This is a genomic window from Streptomyces sp. NPDC001381, assembly GCF_042895685.1.
In the GTDB taxonomy this organism is placed as follows: domain Bacteria; phylum Actinomycetota; class Actinomycetes; order Streptomycetales; family Streptomycetaceae; genus Streptomyces.
In genome coordinates this window covers 44,615-61,577 of the sequence record NZ_JBIAWO010000005.1, presented here as the reverse complement: position 1 = coordinate 61,577, position 16,963 = coordinate 44,615, and the positions used below count along the sequence as shown (strand labels likewise).

The window sequence follows — 16,963 nt, the reverse complement described above, 5'->3', positions numbered from 1 at the left end:
CAAGAGTGGCCAGACCATACCGCAGGCCCACGGAAGCTCAACCGGTGAGAGGAAAGCGTTATTGATCAGCGAGAAACGTGACGACGTTGTCATCCGTTCGTACCGTCCCCGGAGTCGACAGGGGCGCCGGTTCCGTCAAGGAACCGGCGCCCCTGTCGGCGCTGGATGAGACCTAGCCCACACCGGCGTTGAGGAAGATGCCGCCGTCGACGACGAGCGTCTGGCCGGTGATCCAGTCCGACTGCTCGGACGTGAGGAACGCGGCGGTGCCGCCGATGTCGGAGGGCACGCCGAGCCGGCCCAGCGGATAGGCGGCGGCCGCCTCCGCCTCACGGCCCTCGTAGAGGGCTTCGGCGAACTTGGTCTTCACCACGGCCGGGGCGATCGCGTTGACCCGCACACGGGGCGCGAACTCGTGCGCCAGCTGCACGGTCAGGTTGATCATCGCCGCCTTGCTGATGCCGTACGCGCCGATGAAGGGCGAGGCCGACAGGCCCGCGACGGAGGCGATGTTGACGATCGCGCCGCCGTTGTCCTTCTGCCAGGCGTGCCAGGTCTTCTGGGCGAAGCCGAGGGCGGAGACCACGTTGGTCTCGAAGACCTTGCGCGCCACGTCGAGGTCGAGGTCGGCGATCGGCCCGAACACCGGGTTGGTGCCCGCGTTGTTGACGAGGTAGTCCACGCGGCCGAAGGCCTCCATCGTGGCCTCGACGGCGGCCGTCTGGTGCCCGAGGTCGTGCGCCTTGCCGGCCACGCCGATGACCCGGTCAGCGCCGAGCCTGTCGACGGCCTCCTTCAGCGCGTCCTCGTTGCGGCCGGTGATGCAGACGCGGTCGCCGCGGGCGACGAGGGCCTCGGCGACGCCGTAGCCGATGCCGCGGCTGGCGCCCGTGACGAGCGCGACCTTGCCGGAGAGTTCCACAGTCATGTTCCTGGCCCCTAGTCGAGCGGTCCGCCGGCGACGTACAGCACCTGGCCGGAGACGAAGCCGGCGGCCTCGCCGGTGAAGAAGGCGATCGCGTTGGCGATGTCCTCGGGCTCGCCGACGCGCGCCACGGGGATCTGGGTGGCGGCCGCGGCCTTGAACTCCTCGAAGCCCATGCCGACGCGCTCGGCGGTCGCGGCGGTCATGTCGGTCGCGATGAAGCCGGGGGCGACGGCGTTGGCGGTGATGCCGAACTTGCCGAGCTCGATGGCGAGGGTCTTGGTGAAGCCCTGCAGACCGGCCTTGGCGGCGGAGTAGTTGGCCTGGCCGCGGTTGCCGAGCGCGGAGGAGGACGACAGGTTGACGATCCGGCCGAAGCCGGCGTCGACCATGTGCTTCTGGACGGCCTTGGACATCAGGAACGAGCCGCGCAGGTGCACGTTGAGGACGGTGTCCCAGTCGGAGGCGCTCATCTTGAACAGCAGGTTGTCGCGGAGCACGCCCGCGTTGTTGACGAGGATCGTGGGGGCGCCGAGCTCCTCGACGACACGGGCGATCGCCGCCTGGACCTGGGCCTCGTCGGAGACGTCGGCGCCGACCGCGACGGCCTTGCCGCCGGCCGCGGTGATCTTCTCCACGGTGTCCTTGCAGGCGGCCTCGTCGAGGTCGACCACGGCGACCGCACGGCCCTCGGCGGCCAGCCGTACGGCGGTGGCGGCTCCGATACCGCGCGCCCCGCCCGTGACTACGGCGACCCGCTGCTCAGTGGTGGACATTGCTTTTTCTCCTCGCCCTTGAGAAAGCCCGGTGATGAGGCCTGACTGCGGCGCCGGCTGCTCCCGGAGTGGTGAGCGACCGCTTAGTACCTTCGGCAGACGTGACGCTAGAAGCCCTGGCACCCGGTGTCAACGCCACACGGCGCCGGTGTGATCCATTACCTCACCAGGAGTTCCAGCAACCGTCCGGTCTCGGCCGCCGGATCGGTGGTGAGGCCGGTGTGCACCGGCCCCGGCTGCACCACCGTGGAGCGCGGCGCGACCAGCCAGCGGAACCGCCGCCCGGCGTCGTCGCCCGCTGCCTGGCCGGCCGTGGCGCCGCCGCCGCACACCCCTTCGACGGCCGACAGCGCCGCCCTGATCCCGGCCACGTCCGCGTCCGGGTCGAGGGCGAGCAGCCGCGCCTCGTCGAGATGGGTCCGGGCACCGACGTAGGCCTGGGCGCGGCAGTAGACCAGCACGCCCGCGTTGATGCACTCGCCGCGCTCGACCCGCGGTACGACCCGCAGCAGGGCGTACTCGAAGACGTCCCGGTCGCCGCCCTGGCCGGCCCGGGTGATGTGGCGCTCGGTCACATGACCGGCCATGTGGATGCGGTGCTCGCTCACTTGCCCTCCTCGATGCCGGTGATGCGGTCGGCGATGACGGCGGCCCGGGCCAGCAGCGGCCGCGCATAGGCGCGCCTGAGGTCGTCCGGGGTCTCGAAGCCGGGTTCGTCCGCGAGCCAGGCGTCGGGGATCTCGGCGGTGACCTCGGCCAGCAGTGCGGCGGTGACCTGCGGGGCGAGCTGCTCCGCCGCGCCGGCGAGGTCCGGGGCGAAGGTCGCGAGGGCGTGGTCGGAGGCGTCGTACGGGCGGGCCGCGGAGGTCTCGGCGGTGGGCCAGTTGTGCTGCCAGATCATGGTGGCGCCGTGGTCGATGAGCCACAGGTCGCCCCGCAGGAGCAGCAGGTTGGGGTTGCGCCAGGAGCGGTCGACGTTGCCCACGAGCGCGTCGAACCAGACGATCCGGCCGGCCTCCTCGGGGCTCACCGGGAAGGCGAGCGGGTCGAAGCCGAGGGCTCCGGAGAGGAAGTCCATGCCGAGGTTGGTGCCGCCGCTGGACCTGAGCAGCTCCTGGACCTGCTGCTCGGGTTCGCCGAGCCCCAGCACCGGGTCGAGGTCCACGGTCACCAGGCGGGGCATCCGGAAGCCGAGCCGGCGGGCGAGTTCGCCGCAGACGACCTCCGCGACGAGCGTCTTGCGGCCCTGTCCGGCGCCGGTGAACTTCATGACGTAGGTCCCGAAGTCGTCGGCCTCGACGAGCCCCGGCAGCGAGCCGCCCTCGCGCAACGGTGTGATGTAGCGGGTGGCGGTGACTTCCTTGAGCATCGCCCCAGGTTACTGGGGCGATACGGACGGCGGCCGACAGCTTCGCGACAGCTCGGGCTTACGCGGGCCTGATCTCGAACCGGTCAATATCTCGACACTGTCCGGACTTGGCGCGGACGCTGAACAAGGGGCGTCCGCCGACCGTACCTCTCGGCAGATCCATGCAGCCCCTGGAAGGGAAACCTCAGCATGACCAGCGCATCGTTCAAGTCCTCGTCGGGACCCGCCCGCCGTTCCGTCATGGCGGCCGCCGGAGCTGCGGGGCTTTCCGTCGCGCTGACGGCGTGCGGAGGCTCCGACGACGACACGTCGAGCTCCTCGGCGTCGTCCGGCGGCACGTCGGGCTCCACCGGTTCGGCCGGTTCGGCCGGTTCCACGGGCAGCAGCGAGTCGGCGAGCACGGGCGGGGACGCCGCGGCCGGCTCCGCGCTGACCACGACCTCCGAGATCCCCGAGGGCGGCGGCAAGGTCTTCGACGCCGAGAAGGTGGTCGTCGTCCAGCCGACGGCGGGCACGTACAAGGCGTTCTCGGCCGTGTGCACGCACGCCGGATGCGGTGTGAAGAGCATCTCCGACGGCGTCATCAACTGCCCCTGTCACAACAGCAACTTCTCGATCGAGGACGGCAGCGTGAAGAGCGGTCCGGCGACGAAGGCGCTGCCCGAGGTGAAGATCACCGTCAGCGGTGACTCGATCACCCTGGCCTGACGTCCGCCGGCCGCAGACAGGCCAGCACCTCGTCCGTGGTCGCGACCGTGGCGACCAGCGCGAGGGTGTGACGGACCATCGCGGGGGTGTACTCGGCGGGCACCCCCGCGACGGCGTCCGACGGCACGACGGCCGTGTAGCCCCGGTTGACGGCGTCGAAGACGGTGTTCGGGATCGCGACGTTGGCCGAGACCCCGGTCACGACCAGGGTGCGGCAGCCGAGGTTGCGCAGCAGGGCGTCGACGTCGGTGCCCTGGATCGGCGACAGCCCGTGCAGCCGCCGTACGACCAGGTCCTGCTCGGCGACCTCGATCGGGGGCGCGAGCCGGGTGGCGTCGGTGCCGGTGAGCTGCTGGACGGGCAGGCGCTCGGCGGCGCGGAAGAGGCGTGCGTTGCGGTTGGCCCCCCGGCCGTCGGGGCGGCGTTCGGCGACGGCGTGGATCACCTGGATCCCGCTGTCACGGGCGGCGGTCACCAGCCGGGCGACGTTCGCGAGAGCACCCGACTCCCGTGCCTCCTGGGCGAGTCGGGGCAACGCCGCACCCGGTCCGACGACCCCCCGCTGACACTCCACCGTGATCAGGGCGGTGGAGGCGGGGTCGAGGAGGGTACTGAGTTCTTCGGACGGCGGCACGACGCCCCCTGATGTCGAGAATCTTGCTTTTCTGACACTGCGTCAGAAAAGTGGTACCGAACCAGCAGTACACGCCAAGCGGCAGCAAGAGAAGAATGAGGGGGCCGGATGACCGTCACTCAGCGCCGGGGCCGGAAGATCATGATGACGCCGGGTGAGCTGGACGCGTTCCTCACCACGCAGCGCACCTGCCGGGTGGCCACGGTGTCCGCCGAGGGTGCCCCGCACGTGAGTGCCCTGTGGTTCCTGTGGGACGGCAGTGCGCTGTGGCTGTACTCGGTCGTGCGCAGCAAGCGCTGGACGCAGCTGCGTCGTGATCCGCGGGTCGCGATCGTGATCGACACGGGTGAGGAGTACGAGTCGCTGCGGGGCGTCGAGCTGTCCGGCACGGTGGAGTTCGTGGGCGAGGCTCCGCGGACCGGGGAGCTGTGCGCCGAACTCGACTCCGTGGAGACGCTGTTCGCCCGCAAGAACTTCGGCCTGGACGCCATGCCGCACGACGGGCGGCACGCATGGGTGCGGCTGAGGCCGGAGAAGATCGTCTCCTGGGACTTCCGCAAGCTCGGCGGCCGGTGACCGGTGACCGCCGGCGGTTGGTCAGCCCACCGCGGCCCCGGCCGACTTGAGCGCCTCGACCGCCGCCCGGATCGACGGACGGCGGTCCGCGTCCGCCCGCCAGACCACGTACACGTGCCGGCGCACCCGCTGTCTGAGCGGGACCGTGACGACCCCTTCGGGCACCGGGTGACGGCCGAGCAGCGGCGCGATGCAGACTCCCAGTCCGGCGGCGACCAGCCCGAGCTGGGTATGGGTCTCGGCGGCCCGGTGGCCGACGATCGGTTCGACGCCGCGCGAGCGCAGGGTGAACATCAGCCATTCGTGGCAGAACTCGCCCTCGCCCCAGGTGATCCACTCGTCCTCGGCGAACTCCCCGAGATCCACCTCGTCCCGGCCCGCGAGCGGATGTCCGGCCGGCAGGGCGACCTCGGCGGGGTCGTCCAGGATGGGTGCCTTGACCAGGCCGTCCGGCAGCGGCATCGGCTTGTTGTACCAGTCCAGGACGACCGCCAGGTCCAGATCGCCGCGGACCACCCCCGCGATGCCGTTCTCCGGCTCCAGCTCACAGGAGCGCAGCCGCAGTCCGGGGTGCGCCTTGCGCAGTGCGGCGAGCGCCACCGGGAACAGTCCGCGGGCGGCGGTCGGGAACGCGGAGATCCTCAGCTCTCCCGCGACCTGGCCGCGCTGGGCCTCCAGGTCGGACTGCGCGAGCTCGACCTGGGACAGGATCCGGGAGGCGTGGTCGGCGAGCAGCCGCCCCGCGTCCGTCAGCCGTACCCCCCGCCCGTGCTTGGCCAGGAGCCGCTGCCCCACCTCCCGCTCCAGTTTGGCCAGCTGCTGCGAGACGGCCGAGGTCGTGATGTGCAGTCCGGCCGCCGCGGCGCTGACCGAGCCGTGCCGGGCGAGGGCATCGAGGGTGCGCAGGCGCTCCAGGTTCAACATGTAAGCAATGCTACGAGATACCGGGTGCGAATTCTCGATTGTGCTTATAGGTGCGGTCCAGCATCGTTACGGCCATGACCACCGTCACCGACACCACGAGCCGGACCCCCGCCGCCGTCACCGCCCGCCCCCGCCGCACCCTCGACTGGCGTCTGCGCTTCGGCGCGCTCTCGCTGATCTGGGGCTTCAGCTTCCTGCTCATCAAGGTGGGCACCCACGGCTACGCGCCCTTCCAGGTCACCCTGGGCCGGCTGGTCTTCGGTACGGCGGTGCTGGCCGCCGCGATGGCGGTGAAGCGGGAACGACTGCCGCGCGGGGCACGCACATGGGCGCATCTGACGGTCGCCGCGTTCCTCCTGAACGCCCTGCCGTTCTCCCTGTTCGCCTACGCCGAGCTGACGATCCCGTCCACACTGGCGGGCATCTGCAACGCGACCTCGCCGCTGTGGGGCATGGCCCTCTCCCTGGTCGCCCTGTCGGAGGACCGGCCGACCCGGGTGCGCGTCGCGGGCCTCGGCCTGGGCTTCCTCGGTGTACTGACGGTCCTGGGCGCCTGGCAGGGCTTCGCCGGCCTGGACGGCCGGGGCACCGCGATGGCGCTGCTGGCGTCGCTGAGCTACCCGGTCGGCTGGATCTACGTCCGCCGGACGCTGGCGGGGGCGGGGGCCTCGGCGCTGTCGATGACGGGCGCGCAGCTGTTCGTCGCGAGCCTCCAACTGGCTCTGGTCACCCCGCTGTTCACGAGCCTTCCGACCCGCTTCGCGCTGCTGCCGCTGCTGGCGATCGCCGCACTGGGCGCCCTCGGCACCGGTCTGGCCCTGCTGATCCAGTACGGCCTGGTCGCCGAGGTCGGCCCGACGACCGCGCAGATGGTCACGTACTTCATCCCGGTGATCGCGACGGGGGCGGGGGTGGCCCTGCTGGGCGAGTCGCTTCGCTGGAGCACGCCGGTGGGTGCGGTGATCGTTCTCGCGGGGGCGGCACTGACACAGGTGAGGGGCAGGTCGTAGACCGCGGGTGGGGTGCGGCGCACGCACGGCTGCGGGTCCGTCGTGGCCGGTCGCGGCCGCGCACTCCGGCGGGACCGCCCACCCCGCCCCTAGACGTAACTCCGTGCCGGTGACGGGCCCACCGCCGAGGCCACCGCGTCCGCCAGCGGGCCGGTCTCCTCCCCCGTCAGCGTCGACACCGTGATGCGGATCGCCGGCGCGGACCCGAGACGGAACCGTGCCCCCGGCGCCACCGCCCACCCGGCGTGCAGCAGCCGGGCCACCGCCCCCGTCTCGTCCGGCACCGGGACCCACACGTTCATCCCGCTGCGGCCGTGAGAGGCGACCCCCCGCTCGGCCAGCGCGGCCGTCAACGCCTCGCGCCGCTCCCGGTAGGAGGCGGCCACCGCGCGGCCGTCCACCGCCCCGTCCGCCCACAGCCGCACCACGGCCCGCTGCACCAGCAGGCTCACCCAGCCGGGCCCCAGCCGCTGCCGCCCCCGCACCCGGTCCACCGTCACCGCGTCGCCGGTCAGCACGGCGAGTCGCAGGTCGGGGCCGTACGCCTTGGCGACCGAGCGGACGAAGGCCCAGTGCCGAGTGACGCCCGCGAGGGGGTGCAGGGGCAGGTCGACGATGCCGTGGCCGTGGTCGTCCTCGATCAGCAGGGTCCTGGGATGGCCTGCGAGGACGGCCCGCAGTTCCCCCGCCCGTGCGGCGCTCACGGACGCGCCCGTGGGGTTCTGCGCCCGGTCGGTGACGAGTACGGCGCGCGCCCCGGCCTCCAGCGCGGCCCGCAGATCGCCGGGGAGCGGCCCCTCGTCGTCCACGCCCACCGGGACCGTGCGCAGCCCGAGCGCGGGCACGAGGTCCAGGGTCCGCCCCCAGCCGGGGTCCTCGACGGCGACCCCGTCACCGGGTTTGAGGTGCGCCGTCAGCACCCGCTCGACGGCGTCCAGGGATCCGGAGGCCACGGTGAGCGGTCCGGCGGGCACGCCGTCGGCGTCGAGCGCGGCCCGGGCCGCCTGGGCCAGTTCGGGGTCCACGGGGTCGGCCCCGTACAGGACCGGAGCACGGTCGCCCCGCGCGGCGGCCGCCGCGAACGCGCCCGCGAGCGGGGGCAGCAGGGCCGGGTCGGGATTGCCGTCCGCCAGGTCACGGACCCCCGCCGGGACGTCGACGCGCACCTTCTCGCGGCCGGTGGTGGCCGGCTTGGGCCGCACCCGGCTGCCGCGGCGTCCGTGGGTCTCGATCACCCCGCGCTCACGCAGGGTGCGGTACGCGGCCGCCACGGTGTTCGGGTTGACCCCGAGCGTGACCGCCAACTCCCGCATCGGAGGCAGCGGTTGGCCCGGTTCCAGCACACCTTCGCCCACCGCGCGCTCGATGCTCGCGGAAATGTCCGCCGCACGCCGGCCTTGGATCGGATACTCTCCTAGCACAAAGAAGATTATGCACTAGTGCAATGGAGAACGCCATGCAGGGGACTCCCCAGCCGACGCCGCAGCCCGCCGCGTACCCCGCGACCGACCGCACGGTCCCCACGCGTGCCGCGCACAAGGCCTCCTACGACAGGGAACTGGTGCACTCGATACTCGACGAGGGCTATGTCTGCCACCTCGGATTCGTGCGCGACGGCGCGCCGGTGGTGCTGCCGACGCTGTACGGCCGGGTCGGCGAGACGCTCTATGTGCACGGTTCGACGGGCTCGCGCCCGCTGCGGATGACCGGTCAGGCCGACCCGGGGCTTCCGGTGTGCCTGACGGTGACCCATGTGGACGGTCTGGTCCTGGCCCGCTCGGCCTTCCACCACTCGGTCAACTACCGCTCGGTCGTGGTGCACGGCCTCGCGTACGACGTCACCGACCCGCAGGAGAAGCGCGCGGCGCTCGACGCCCTGGTCGACCATGTGGTCCCCGGCCGCGCCGCCGACTCCCGCCCGGCCGACAAGAAGGAGCTGGCGGCGACCGCGGTGATCCGCCTCGACCTGAACGAGGTCTCCGCCAAGACCCGCACCGGCGGTGTGAACGAGGAGCCCGAGGACCTGGCACTTCCCTACTGGGCGGGCGTGGTCCCGCTGCGCAAGGGCTACGGCACCCCGCTCCCCGAGGCCGACCTCGCCCCCGGCACCGCGCTGCCGGACTACCTGGCGGTCCTGTGATGCTCGTCCACCCCTGGGACGCGCCCCGCGACGACGACGAGTGGCGCGGCTGGCTGGCCACGCACGACTTCGGCCAGCTGGCCGTGAACGGCCTCGCGGGCGAACCGCCGTTCGTCCAGCCCCTCCACTTCGCGTACGACGCCGACCGGGGCGAGGCGCTCACCCATCTGGCCCGCCCCAACCCGCTGTGGCCCGCCCTGGAGGCGAACCCGGTGGTCGTGCTGAGCGTGGTCGACGACTACGTGTTCGTCCGCGGCCCCTGGCAGGCGGAGCCGGGCGGCCCGGCCGAGCACGGCACTCCGACCAGCTTCTACGCGGCGGTCCAGCTCCACTGCACGGCCCATGTCGTGGACGACCCGGCCGCCAAGGCCGACCTCCTCAACCGCCAGCTGGGCCATTTCCAGCCGGAGGGCGGCTCGGCCCGGGCGGCGGTGGGCGAGGCACCGTACGGCCGTCTGCTCTCCGGCATCCGGGGCCTTCGCCTCGAGGTGACGGACGTACGGGCGAAGTTCAAGTACGCGGGCCGTCGGTCGTCCGAGGTCCAGGACCGCGTCGCGGCCGGGCTGGCGGCGCGGGGCGGACCGGGCGACGCGGCGGCACGGGAACATCTGCTGCGCCGGCGCGCCGTCTGACCCGCCGGTCCGTCACACCGGCACCGCCCCTCCCCTCGCCTCCGCCCACGCGAGGCCCCGCACCGAGCCCGGCATCAGCAGGATGCCACCGAGCGTCGGAGCCGTGAGGGGCGCTGCGCACCAGCGGCGACCGGTGTCGGGCTCGCCGCCTTCCAGACGGCCTGCTTCACCAGCGGTCACCACCAAGCGGGTGCGGCGGCCCGGGCAGCGGGGTGGTCCGGGGGCGCGGGCGCAGCAGGCGGGCGGCGAGCAGCGGCACCAGCCCGGCCGCGCACCGCCAGAACGGCGGCGCGACGGCGCCGGGATCGCCGGCCCGGAAGACCAGGGAGGCGGCGGCACCCCCGTCGGAAGGCACGATCGCCACCCTAGGCAGCGGTCGAGGGCACCGGCGACTCCCTTTCCGGCGTGCCGCCGGCCACCGGCTCGAGGGAGCCCTTGGCGGGTGTGGACGACTGGGCGATGAAGGCGCCCAGGAGCACCACCGCACCGCCGGCGATCTGCGGCGGCGACAGGTGCTCGCCGAGCAGGATCCAGGCCAGGACGGTCGCGACGACCGCCTCCAGGCAGGCCACCACCCCGGCGACCGGCGGGGAGAGCCGGCGTACCGAGACCACGCCGGTGACGTAGGCGACGACCGTGGCGATCAGCACGATCCACGCGAGCAGCAGCCAGGCCGGGACCTCGGTGCCGTTCATTCCGGCGGTGTGCCGGAGCACCGGCCAGTCCAGGTTCCAGGGGCGGGCCACGGCGGTCAGCACCAGGGCGCCGACGAGGAGGCCGTAGGCGATCACGCCGAGCGGGTCGGGGACGTCGTCGCCGGAGTCGCTGCCCTGGTCGGACAGCACGAAGTAGCCGACCTGACAGCAGGCGGCGGCCAGCGCGAGAAGCAGTCCGAGGGCGTCGAAGCGCAGCCCCGACCACACCTCCACGACACACGCGAGCCCGCCCACCGCGAGGACCACGCCGAACGCGGCGGCGCGGGTCACCGGCCGCCGCTGCACGAACCGCACCCAGCCGAGCACCAGGGCGGGCGCGAGGTACTCCAGAAGCAGCGCGACGGCGACGGGCATCCGGGAGATCGAGGCGAAGTAGAAGGCCTGCACCCCGGCCACTCCGAGCAGACCGAACCCGGCGAGCAGGGCGGGCCTGCGGTGCAGCAGCGCGCGATGGCGGACGGCGAGCGGCAGCATCACCAGGGCGGCGCCGGTCACCCTCAGCCAGACCACGTGCAGCGGGTCGAGCCCCGCCTCGATCAGCGGCTTGGCCGCGACCCCCGATCCGCCGAAGGCGATCGCCGACCCGACCGCCAGACCGAGCCCGATGCCCTTTCCGCGGTTGACCTGACTCACAGACGTACGCACCGGCACATGATGACAGGCGATGACATGACCGTCATCTCTTGTGACACCTGTCTGGGGCTGTGGACGCGGAGGGCCGGGGAGCGGCCGGTTTCAGCGCGCGGCCTCGCCACCCCCGGCACACTCCTCCAGCCCGTCCGCGATCCGCGCGCGCAGGTCGCACAGGTCGACCCCGGCGTGGGTGAGGACCTCGACGGCCCGTGCCTCCGGGTCCGCGACGATCGCCGCGAGCAGGTCGACCCCACGGGCCGTCGCGCCGCCGCGACGGACGGCGCTCGCGCGGGCCCGGTCGAGCGCGGCGGCGGCCAGCGGCGAGAAGCCCGCCACGGAGAGGGCGGCCGGAAGCGCGCGGGCGTCGTCGACGGCCGTGGCGGCGGGCAGGGCTCCGGCGCCGCGGACGTCCGGCACCACGGGCAGCGCCCCGGAGTCCTCCACGCCCCGCTGCCAGCGCAGGCCGTAGCCGATGCTGCGCTGGACGAGATAGCCGAGCAGCCGGGCGAGCTGGGGTCCGCCGTCGAAGGCGGCGCGGACCCGGGTGTCGTGCTCCAGCAGGGAGTGCAGCAGATGGGCGGTGTCGATCTGCCGGTCCCCGTCGCGCACCGCACGGCGGCGGGCAGCCGCCAGCGCCGCCGCGGACTCGGCGTCGAGGCCCGGGGCGTCGTCCGTCCGGTGCGCCGCATGGTCACGCGTCGACTGCCGGGGAATACGGGGTTGCACCTCCCCACCTCATCAGCCCCGGCCGGACGGGGCATCCTCGGAGCGAAGCATTTCCGGCTCCCACGCAGAGCGGACACCGGCGGACGAAATCTCCTCCCTACGGATGAGATCAGGCCATCTCCCCCCGCACGGGGCGTGCGCTGCACGGTTCCTGACGGTTCATCAGTATTGAATGTTCGAGGCCCTGGCGTTACGTTCCGCGACACCGCAGCCCGAGTCTGCCCGAACCCGAAGAGGTGGTCGCATGGCCGAAGTCAGCGCGGAGGCACGCATCCAGGCACCGGCCGAGAAGGTGTGGGCCCAGCTCACCGACTGGCCGGCCTACGGCGCGTGGAACGCGACCCACACCAACTTCCCCCAGGGCGGGCCCGAGACCCTCGAAGTGGGCGCGACCTTCCAGGAGAACATGAAGCTGATGGGCTTTCCGGCCGAGGTCGAGTGGACGGTCGCGGAACTGGAGCCGGCCCGGGTGCTGGCCATCCGCGGCAAGGGCCCGATGGCCGTGTCCGTCGCCACCCGCTACACCCTCACCCCCGACGGCGACGCCACGACGGTCCGGATCGACGGCGAGTTCACGGGCGCGGCGGTGTCGTTGATGGCGGGGAAGCTGAAGGACTCGGGAACGGCCGCGCTCAACGAGTCACTGCGCAAGCTGGGCGGACTGGTGGCCTGACGCCGAGCCGCCCGCACACGCGAGGGCGCCCCGCGGATCGCTCCACGGGGCGCCCCGACCGTCGTACGGCTGCCGACGGCCCTCGTCCGACCGCGGTCAGTCCTCGTCGGCGAGGATCAGGTACAGCTTCTTGCGGGCGTCGTTGATGACCGTCAGCGCCTTGTCGCGCTGCTCCTTGCTGCCGGTCTTCCAGACCTGCCCGAAGGCCTCCATCAGACCGAAACCGGCCTGGCGGATCTCACCGAGCGCCTCCCAGTCGACCCCTCGCGAGGCCTCCTCCCAGGGGGCGTCCGGGCCCTGCTCCGCCGCCTCGCGGCCTTCGCCGGTGAGCGAGAACAGCTTCTTGCCGCCTTCGCTCTCACTGCTGATCAGGCCCTCGTCCTCCAGGAGCTGGAGGGTCGGGTACACCGAACCCGGGCTGGGCTTCCACGCCCCGCCGCTGCGCTCGGCGATCTCCTGGATCATCTCGTAGCCGTGCATCGGCCGGTCCTTGAGCAGGGCCAGGATCGAGGCCCGTACGTCACCGCGCCGCGCCCTTCCCCGGGGACCGCCGCGCCCTCGTCCGCCCCAGGGGCCGGGACCGAAGCCCGGACCGCCCGGACCGAAACCGGGACCGCCGGGGCCGAACCCCGGGCCGCCCGGACCGAAGGGCCCGAAGGCCGCACGCCGTCCGTCGGGACCGCCGAAGCCACCGCGGCCGCGCCGGGGGCCGTCCTGACCATGTCCACGCTCGAATCCATGGGTACGCATCGCACACCACTCCTTCATTCCATCGTTGATCTGTCGCGATGCGTCAACGATATATCGGAACAGATCGCTTGACAAGGCCCGCGATCGTCGCCGCCCTTGTCTTCCAGGCGATCTGGCCCGTGGACGCTGCTCGGTGAACGGCACGCGCCCATACGGTGGGCCGATGACGTCGATCAAGAAGTTCCAGGTCACCTTCGACTGCGCCGAACCTGAGCGCCTCGCTCGTTTCTGGTGCGAGGTGTTGGGGTATGTCGTGCCGCCGCCGCCGGAGGGGTTCGCCACTTGGGATGACTTCCAGAGCTCGCAGCCACCTGAGCAGCGGGATTCCTGGTTCGCCTGCATCGATCCCTCCGGGGTGGGCCCTCGGCTGTACTTCCAGCGCGTCCCCGAGGGGAAGGCCGCCAAGAACCGGGTGCACCTTGATGTGCGGGTCGGCACCGGACTCGTGGGTGAGGAGCGCCTCGCCGCCCTTGAGGCCGAATGCGCACGGTTGGTCCCGCTTGGCGCGGTACACGTGCAAACGCTGTACGACGGCAACGACGCGTGCATCCCGATGCTGGACATCGAGGGCAATGAGTTCTGTATCGACTGAGGGCCGCGCAGGGGCGTCGGGAGGTGGCCGTGGGCGAGCCTGCGCAGTCGGGAGCCGCCTGGGAGTACGCCTCGGACGTACAGGTGGCGTTCGTCGGCGTCGACGGGGTCGGACGGCTTGGGTCACTGGCCCGCTACTGGGACGAGCCTTTCGAACGTGCTCGTCTGGAGGATTCTTCTGTGCGGCCGCATGGGCGCGTTGCTCCTTCCTGCGCTGCCGGCGTGCCGGGCAGGAGCCTGACGGTGTCGGGTGTACAGCGGATCAGGGCAGGGTTCGCAAAGCGTGAGGATCGTCGGCTGCGGCGTTCCGTGGTGCGGTGCCGGGGTGCGGTGGCAGGCGGACGGTGAAGCAGGCGCCGCCTTCCGGGGCGTCCCCTCGGGCGCTGATGGTGCCGCCCAGCCGGGTGGTCAGGCGGTGGGCGATGGCCAGGCCCAGGCCGCTGCCGACGGCGCGGACTCCCCGGTAGCGTTCGGCGAGGGCGCCGCGCTCGAAGGCCATCGCCACGTCGTCGTCCGTCAGACCGGGACCGCCGTCGCGGACCTGCAGGCGAGCACCGGAACCGTCCGCGTACAGGGCCAGGACCAGGGGCCGGCCCGCCGGGGTCACGCGCAGGGCGTTCTCGGCGAGGCCGTCGATGAGCTGCCGTACCCGGAAGCCGTCGGTGGTGATCGGCAGCGGCTGTCCGGGGCGTTCGAGGCGGAAGTCGACGTCGTGCCGGGCGCAGCGTGCCGACCAGGCGGCCGCTGCCTCGGCGACCAGTGCGTCCAGGTCCGTGTCGGCGTCGTCCAGGGTGAAGTCGTCGGCTTCGAGGCGGGCCAGGGCGAGCAGGTCGCCCACGAACCGCTCCAGCCGCCTGATCTCGGTGTGCAGGACGCGGCCGGTTTCGGGTACCTCGTCGCCGGTGATCACCTCGTCGGCGAGGGCCTCGGCGTATCCCCGAGCGATGGTCAGCGGGGTGCGGATCTCGTGCGAGACGGACAGGAGGAAGTCCCGCTGCCGGTTCTCGCTGCGGGCGAGCGCCGCGTCCAGGGAATTGAGCGCGGCGGCCAGCTCGGCGACCTCGGCGGGCCCTTCCGCGGGTACCCGGAGCCCGCGCTCACCCCCGGAAAGCCGGTGGGCGGTGCGGGCGGCCGAGGTGAGCGGTCCGGCCAGCCGCCGTGCCAGCAGCGCACCGGCCAGAGCCGAACCGGTCAGGCCCAGGGCCAGGGGAAGCACCAGGCCGCCGCGCATCCGTTCGGTGGCCTCGTCGACGGAGGTCATGGGCTGGGTCAGCACGAGCGCCCCGCCGTTGCGTGTCGGCACTCCCTCGACCAGGACCCGCCGGCCGTCGAGGATCGCCGTCGCCGACAGGTCCTCGCCCGCGAGCAGCACCTCGCGCCCGGCGGCGTCGACGACCACCGCCGCCGGTCCGTCCACCTCACCGGAGGGCTGGACGCGGGCGAATTCGATGCCGCTCGGGCCGGCGATCCGCTGCTGCCGGTCCAGCATCCAGGAGGCCAGGGGCGGGGTGCGGGCCAGGACCTCTGCCTGCCGGGCGAGTTGGTCGCGCTCCTGGGCCTCGGCGTTCGTACGGATCATCCGCCAGGCGAACAGACCGGTGACCACCACAGCCAGCGCCGCCACGGCGGTGGTGAGCAGGACGATGCTCCCGGCCAGGGTGCCGCGGCGGCCTGCGGCGGTCATCGGGCGGTGTCGGCGACGCCGTACCCGACACCGCGGACGGTGCGGATCGGACCGGCGTCACCGAGCTTGGCCCGCAGCTGGGCGATGTAGACGTCCACCACGCGCGTGTCCCGGTAGTCGGCGTAACCCCACACCTGCGCGAGCAGCCGGTCGCGCGAGAACACCTGCCCGGGGTGGCGCATCAGGAACGCGAGCAGATTGAACTCGGTGGTCGTCAGCTCCACCGGGCCGTCATCCACGTGCAGGGTGCGGCGGCCGGTGTCCAGCACGAGCCGCCCCACCCGGCGCACCGGGTCGCGCTGCGGGCCGGCGGCGCGCCGCAGCAGGCTTTTGACGCGGGCGACCAGCTCGTGCGGGGAGAAGGGCTTGGTGAGGTAGTCATCGGCACCGAGCTCCAGCCCGAGGATGCGGTCGGTCACCTCGTCCCGCGCGGTCACGAACACGACGGGAGTCCAGTCGCCCTCCTCGCGCAACCGGCGGCAGACCTCCACGCCGTCCATGCCGGGCAGGGCGATGTCCAGCACGATCGCCACCGGGCGCATCCTGCGGGCCGCGGCCAGCGCACCGTTGCCGTCCGTTTCGACGTGGACGCCGAAACCCTCCCGGCTCAGGTAGCGCCGCTGCAGATCGGCGATGTGGTGCTCGTCCTCGACGACCAGGACGAGGCCCTTGTTCTCCGGCATGTTGCCTCTCTCCTCGCAGCCCCGGGACGCGGGGGCCGTCGCGGGGCACCGGGGGATGCCCCGATGCTAACCAGCCCCCGCGGTGCCGGACCGCCCCCGCTGCCGATCCTTACACCGCCCGAATAATCGCCGAACCCTCCGCTCGCACGTCTGCGACAGCCTGGGGCCGAAATCGAGAAACGGGAGGACAACGTGAACCCCAACGGCACCGCCGTGTCCCGCAGGACCCGGACGACCGCCCTGGTCGTCGCCACCGCCGCCGTGGTGGCCGGGGTGGTGTGGTCGACCCCTTCCGGGACGACCGGCACCACTTCGACCGGCGTCACCTCGACCGTCGTGGACAGCTCGTTGGTCCAGCTCGCCGAGACGGCCCCCTTGGCCCTCGACGGCACCGAGTCGCACGCCGTGCCCGGCTGGATACCGCCGGAGCTCCGTGCCGACCTGCGGCAGCTGCGCACGATGGAGCCGGAGCAGCGTCGCGAGGCCGCCGCACGGATCTGGCAGGACGCGCTGGCCGGTGAGTACGGCCCACGGGTGCGGGTCCGGGCCGCCGAGGCCCGGCGCCGCTTCGAGACGCTGCCCCAGGAACTGCGCGACGACCTGAAGGACCTGCGTTCCCTCGACGCCGAGGAGGCGCGGAACGAGCTCCGGGAGATCCGCGACAAGGCACTGGACGGCGCATACGGCGATCAGGTGCAGCGGTGGGCCGAGCGCCGCGCAGGGCTGTGGAAGCAGGACTGAGCGTGGCGTACCTCCGGGCACGCCGGTGGACGGGTCCGTCGTGTCGGGCCGCGCTTCCCGCCGCCGTGCTCC

At 72.6% G+C, this 16,963-nt stretch carries 20 protein-coding genes and 1 pseudogene; 8 read left to right on the top strand and 13 right to left on the bottom strand.

Translation table 11 applies throughout. The annotated features are described in order from the left end of the window. Positions 1 to 172: 172 nt before the first annotated feature. The 4 genes from ACFY2L_RS23025 to ACFY2L_RS23010 all read right to left on the bottom strand — a co-directional run bounded on the left by ACFY2L_RS23025 (position 173) and on the right by ACFY2L_RS23010 (position 3,070). Entirely contained in the window at positions 173 to 928 is a 756-nt protein-coding gene (locus ACFY2L_RS23025; protein ID WP_390657202.1) for an SDR family oxidoreductase, read from the bottom strand. Positions 929 to 939: 11 nt separating this feature from the next. After that, entirely contained in the window at positions 940 to 1,701 is a 762-nt protein-coding gene (fabG, locus tag ACFY2L_RS23020; RefSeq protein ID WP_390657201.1) for a 3-oxoacyl-ACP reductase FabG, read from the bottom strand. 158 nt (positions 1,702 to 1,859) lie between these two features. Further along, complete coding sequence (locus ACFY2L_RS23015) at positions 1,860 to 2,309, bottom strand: DUF3037 domain-containing protein (protein ID WP_390657200.1); 450 nt, start codon at positions 2,307 to 2,309, stop codon at positions 1,860 to 1,862. Then, positions 2,306 to 3,070, bottom strand: a complete 765-nt coding sequence (locus ACFY2L_RS23010) for a HipA family kinase (RefSeq protein ID WP_390657199.1) — start codon at positions 3,068 to 3,070, stop codon at positions 2,306 to 2,308. Before ACFY2L_RS23010 ends, ACFY2L_RS23015 begins: the two co-directional genes overlap by 4 nt. Before the next feature lie 189 nt (positions 3,071 to 3,259). On the opposite strand from ACFY2L_RS23010, the gene ACFY2L_RS23005 reads away from it, so the two are divergent. Next, the gene (locus tag ACFY2L_RS23005; RefSeq protein ID WP_390657198.1) at positions 3,260 to 3,778 is read left to right on the top strand and encodes a Rieske (2Fe-2S) protein; all 519 of its coding nucleotides are present in this window, start codon (positions 3,260 to 3,262) and stop codon (positions 3,776 to 3,778) included. Here ACFY2L_RS23005 and ACFY2L_RS23000 read toward each other — a convergent pair. Beyond that, on the bottom strand, positions 3,765 to 4,412 hold the full coding sequence (locus ACFY2L_RS23000) for a cysteine hydrolase (protein WP_390657197.1): 648 nt from the start codon (positions 4,410 to 4,412) through the stop codon (positions 3,765 to 3,767). The genes ACFY2L_RS23005 and ACFY2L_RS23000 overlap by 14 nt on opposite strands. A gap of 108 nt (positions 4,413 to 4,520) precedes the next feature. Here ACFY2L_RS23000 and ACFY2L_RS22995 point away from each other — a divergent pair, with 108 nt between their 5' ends. Then, positions 4,521 to 4,988 carry a pyridoxamine 5'-phosphate oxidase family protein gene (locus ACFY2L_RS22995; protein ID WP_390657196.1) on the top strand — a complete coding sequence of 156 codons (468 nt, stop codon included), beginning with the start codon at positions 4,521 to 4,523 and terminating at the stop codon, positions 4,986 to 4,988. Between the two features lie 21 nt (positions 4,989 to 5,009). Here ACFY2L_RS22995 and ACFY2L_RS22990 read toward each other — a convergent pair whose 3' ends face one another. Continuing rightward, entirely contained in the window at positions 5,010 to 5,912 is a 903-nt protein-coding gene (locus ACFY2L_RS22990; RefSeq protein WP_390657195.1) for a LysR family transcriptional regulator, read from the bottom strand. Positions 5,913 to 5,986: 74 nt separating this feature from the next. Here ACFY2L_RS22990 and ACFY2L_RS22985 point away from each other — a divergent pair, with 74 nt between their 5' ends. Further along, a complete protein-coding gene (locus ACFY2L_RS22985) occupies positions 5,987 to 6,922 on the top strand; it encodes a DMT family transporter (protein ID WP_390657194.1) in 936 nt (311 codons plus the stop codon). Positions 6,923 to 7,011: 89 nt separating this feature from the next. On the opposite strand, the gene ACFY2L_RS22980 is transcribed toward ACFY2L_RS22985, so the two are convergent. Continuing rightward, a complete protein-coding gene (locus tag ACFY2L_RS22980; protein WP_390823229.1) occupies positions 7,012 to 8,343 on the bottom strand; it encodes an aminotransferase class I/II-fold pyridoxal phosphate-dependent enzyme in 1,332 nt (443 codons plus the stop codon). A 35-nt stretch (positions 8,344 to 8,378) separates the two neighbouring features. Here ACFY2L_RS22980 and ACFY2L_RS22975 point away from each other — a divergent pair, with 35 nt between their 5' ends. Both ACFY2L_RS22975 and ACFY2L_RS22970 read left to right on the top strand, forming a co-directional pair. After that, positions 8,379 to 9,062 carry a pyridoxamine 5'-phosphate oxidase family protein gene (locus tag ACFY2L_RS22975; RefSeq protein ID WP_390657192.1) on the top strand — a complete coding sequence of 228 codons (684 nt, stop codon included), beginning with the start codon at positions 8,379 to 8,381 and terminating at the stop codon, positions 9,060 to 9,062. Then, the gene (locus ACFY2L_RS22970; RefSeq protein ID WP_390823228.1) at positions 9,062 to 9,694 is read left to right on the top strand and encodes an FMN-binding negative transcriptional regulator; all 633 of its coding nucleotides are present in this window, start codon (positions 9,062 to 9,064) and stop codon (positions 9,692 to 9,694) included. The genes ACFY2L_RS22975 and ACFY2L_RS22970 overlap by 1 nt, the downstream gene beginning before the upstream one ends. A gap of 208 nt (positions 9,695 to 9,902) precedes the next feature. On the opposite strand, the pseudogene ACFY2L_RS22965 reads toward ACFY2L_RS22970, so the two are convergent. From ACFY2L_RS22965 to ACFY2L_RS22955, 3 genes and pseudogenes are all read right to left on the bottom strand, one after another. Continuing rightward, positions 9,903 to 10,034, bottom strand: a pseudogene (locus tag ACFY2L_RS22965) (EamA family transporter); the annotation flags it as partial. A gap of 25 nt (positions 10,035 to 10,059) precedes the next feature. Continuing rightward, positions 10,060 to 11,061: a DMT family transporter gene (locus tag ACFY2L_RS22960; RefSeq protein ID WP_390657190.1), complete on the bottom strand. Its 1,002-nt coding sequence runs from the start codon at positions 11,059 to 11,061 to the stop codon at positions 10,060 to 10,062. A gap of 84 nt (positions 11,062 to 11,145) precedes the next feature. Continuing rightward, positions 11,146 to 11,769: a Clp protease N-terminal domain-containing protein gene (locus ACFY2L_RS22955; RefSeq protein ID WP_390657189.1), complete on the bottom strand. Its 624-nt coding sequence runs from the start codon at positions 11,767 to 11,769 to the stop codon at positions 11,146 to 11,148. 244 nt (positions 11,770 to 12,013) lie between these two features. Between ACFY2L_RS22955 and ACFY2L_RS22950 the strand changes: the two genes are divergently transcribed. Next, positions 12,014 to 12,442, top strand: a complete 429-nt coding sequence (locus tag ACFY2L_RS22950; RefSeq protein ID WP_390657188.1) for an SRPBCC family protein — start codon at positions 12,014 to 12,016, stop codon at positions 12,440 to 12,442. 96 nt (positions 12,443 to 12,538) lie between these two features. On the opposite strand, the gene ACFY2L_RS22945 is transcribed toward ACFY2L_RS22950, so the two are convergent. Then, complete coding sequence (locus tag ACFY2L_RS22945) at positions 12,539 to 13,192, bottom strand: PadR family transcriptional regulator (protein WP_390823227.1); 654 nt, start codon at positions 13,190 to 13,192, stop codon at positions 12,539 to 12,541. Positions 13,193 to 13,355: 163 nt separating this feature from the next. Here ACFY2L_RS22945 and ACFY2L_RS22940 point away from each other — a divergent pair, with 163 nt between their 5' ends. Beyond that, complete coding sequence (locus ACFY2L_RS22940) at positions 13,356 to 13,784, top strand: VOC family protein (protein ID WP_390823226.1); 429 nt, start codon at positions 13,356 to 13,358, stop codon at positions 13,782 to 13,784. Between the two features lie 261 nt (positions 13,785 to 14,045). Here the strand turns inward: ACFY2L_RS22940 and ACFY2L_RS22935 are convergent, their stop codons facing one another. Next, a complete protein-coding gene (locus ACFY2L_RS22935) occupies positions 14,046 to 15,467 on the bottom strand; it encodes a sensor histidine kinase (RefSeq protein WP_390657185.1) in 1,422 nt (473 codons plus the stop codon). Further along, complete coding sequence (locus ACFY2L_RS22930) at positions 15,464 to 16,150, bottom strand: response regulator transcription factor (RefSeq protein WP_390823225.1); 687 nt, start codon at positions 16,148 to 16,150, stop codon at positions 15,464 to 15,466. Before ACFY2L_RS22930 ends, ACFY2L_RS22935 begins: the two co-directional genes overlap by 4 nt. Positions 16,151 to 16,342: 192 nt before the next feature. On the opposite strand from ACFY2L_RS22930, the gene ACFY2L_RS22925 reads away from it, so the two are divergent. Continuing rightward, entirely contained in the window at positions 16,343 to 16,891 is a 549-nt protein-coding gene (locus ACFY2L_RS22925; RefSeq protein WP_390823224.1) for a hypothetical protein, read from the top strand. Positions 16,892 to 16,963: the final 72 nt, after the last annotated feature.

Coding starts and splice junctions, on each gene's coding strand:
- ACFY2L_RS23025 (WP_390657202.1), bottom strand. CDS start 928: ATGACTGTGGAACTCTCCGGCAAGGTCGCGCTCGTCACGGGCGCCAGC.
- fabG (WP_390657201.1), bottom strand. CDS start 1,701: ATGTCCACCACTGAGCAGCGGGTCGCCGTAGTCACGGGCGGGGCGCGC.
- ACFY2L_RS23010 (WP_390657199.1), bottom strand. CDS start 3,070: ATGCTCAAGGAAGTCACCGCCACCCGCTACATCACACCGTTGCGCGAG.
- ACFY2L_RS23005 (WP_390657198.1), top strand. CDS start 3,260: ATGACCAGCGCATCGTTCAAGTCCTCGTCGGGACCCGCCCGCCGTTCC.
- ACFY2L_RS22995 (WP_390657196.1), top strand. CDS start 4,521: ATGACCGTCACTCAGCGCCGGGGCCGGAAGATCATGATGACGCCGGGT.
- ACFY2L_RS22990 (WP_390657195.1), bottom strand. CDS start 5,912: ATGTTGAACCTGGAGCGCCTGCGCACCCTCGATGCCCTCGCCCGGCAC.
- ACFY2L_RS22985 (WP_390657194.1), top strand. CDS start 5,987: ATGACCACCGTCACCGACACCACGAGCCGGACCCCCGCCGCCGTCACC.
- ACFY2L_RS22975 (WP_390657192.1), top strand. CDS start 8,379: ATGCAGGGGACTCCCCAGCCGACGCCGCAGCCCGCCGCGTACCCCGCG.
- ACFY2L_RS22970 (WP_390823228.1), top strand. CDS start 9,062: ATGCTCGTCCACCCCTGGGACGCGCCCCGCGACGACGACGAGTGGCGC.
- ACFY2L_RS22950 (WP_390657188.1), top strand. CDS start 12,014: ATGGCCGAAGTCAGCGCGGAGGCACGCATCCAGGCACCGGCCGAGAAG.
- ACFY2L_RS22945 (WP_390823227.1), bottom strand. CDS start 13,192: ATGCGTACCCATGGATTCGAGCGTGGACATGGTCAGGACGGCCCCCGG.
- ACFY2L_RS22940 (WP_390823226.1), top strand. CDS start 13,356: ATGACGTCGATCAAGAAGTTCCAGGTCACCTTCGACTGCGCCGAACCT.
- ACFY2L_RS22935 (WP_390657185.1), bottom strand. CDS start 15,467: ATGACCGCCGCAGGCCGCCGCGGCACCCTGGCCGGGAGCATCGTCCTG.
- ACFY2L_RS22930 (WP_390823225.1), bottom strand. CDS start 16,150: ATGCCGGAGAACAAGGGCCTCGTCCTGGTCGTCGAGGACGAGCACCAC.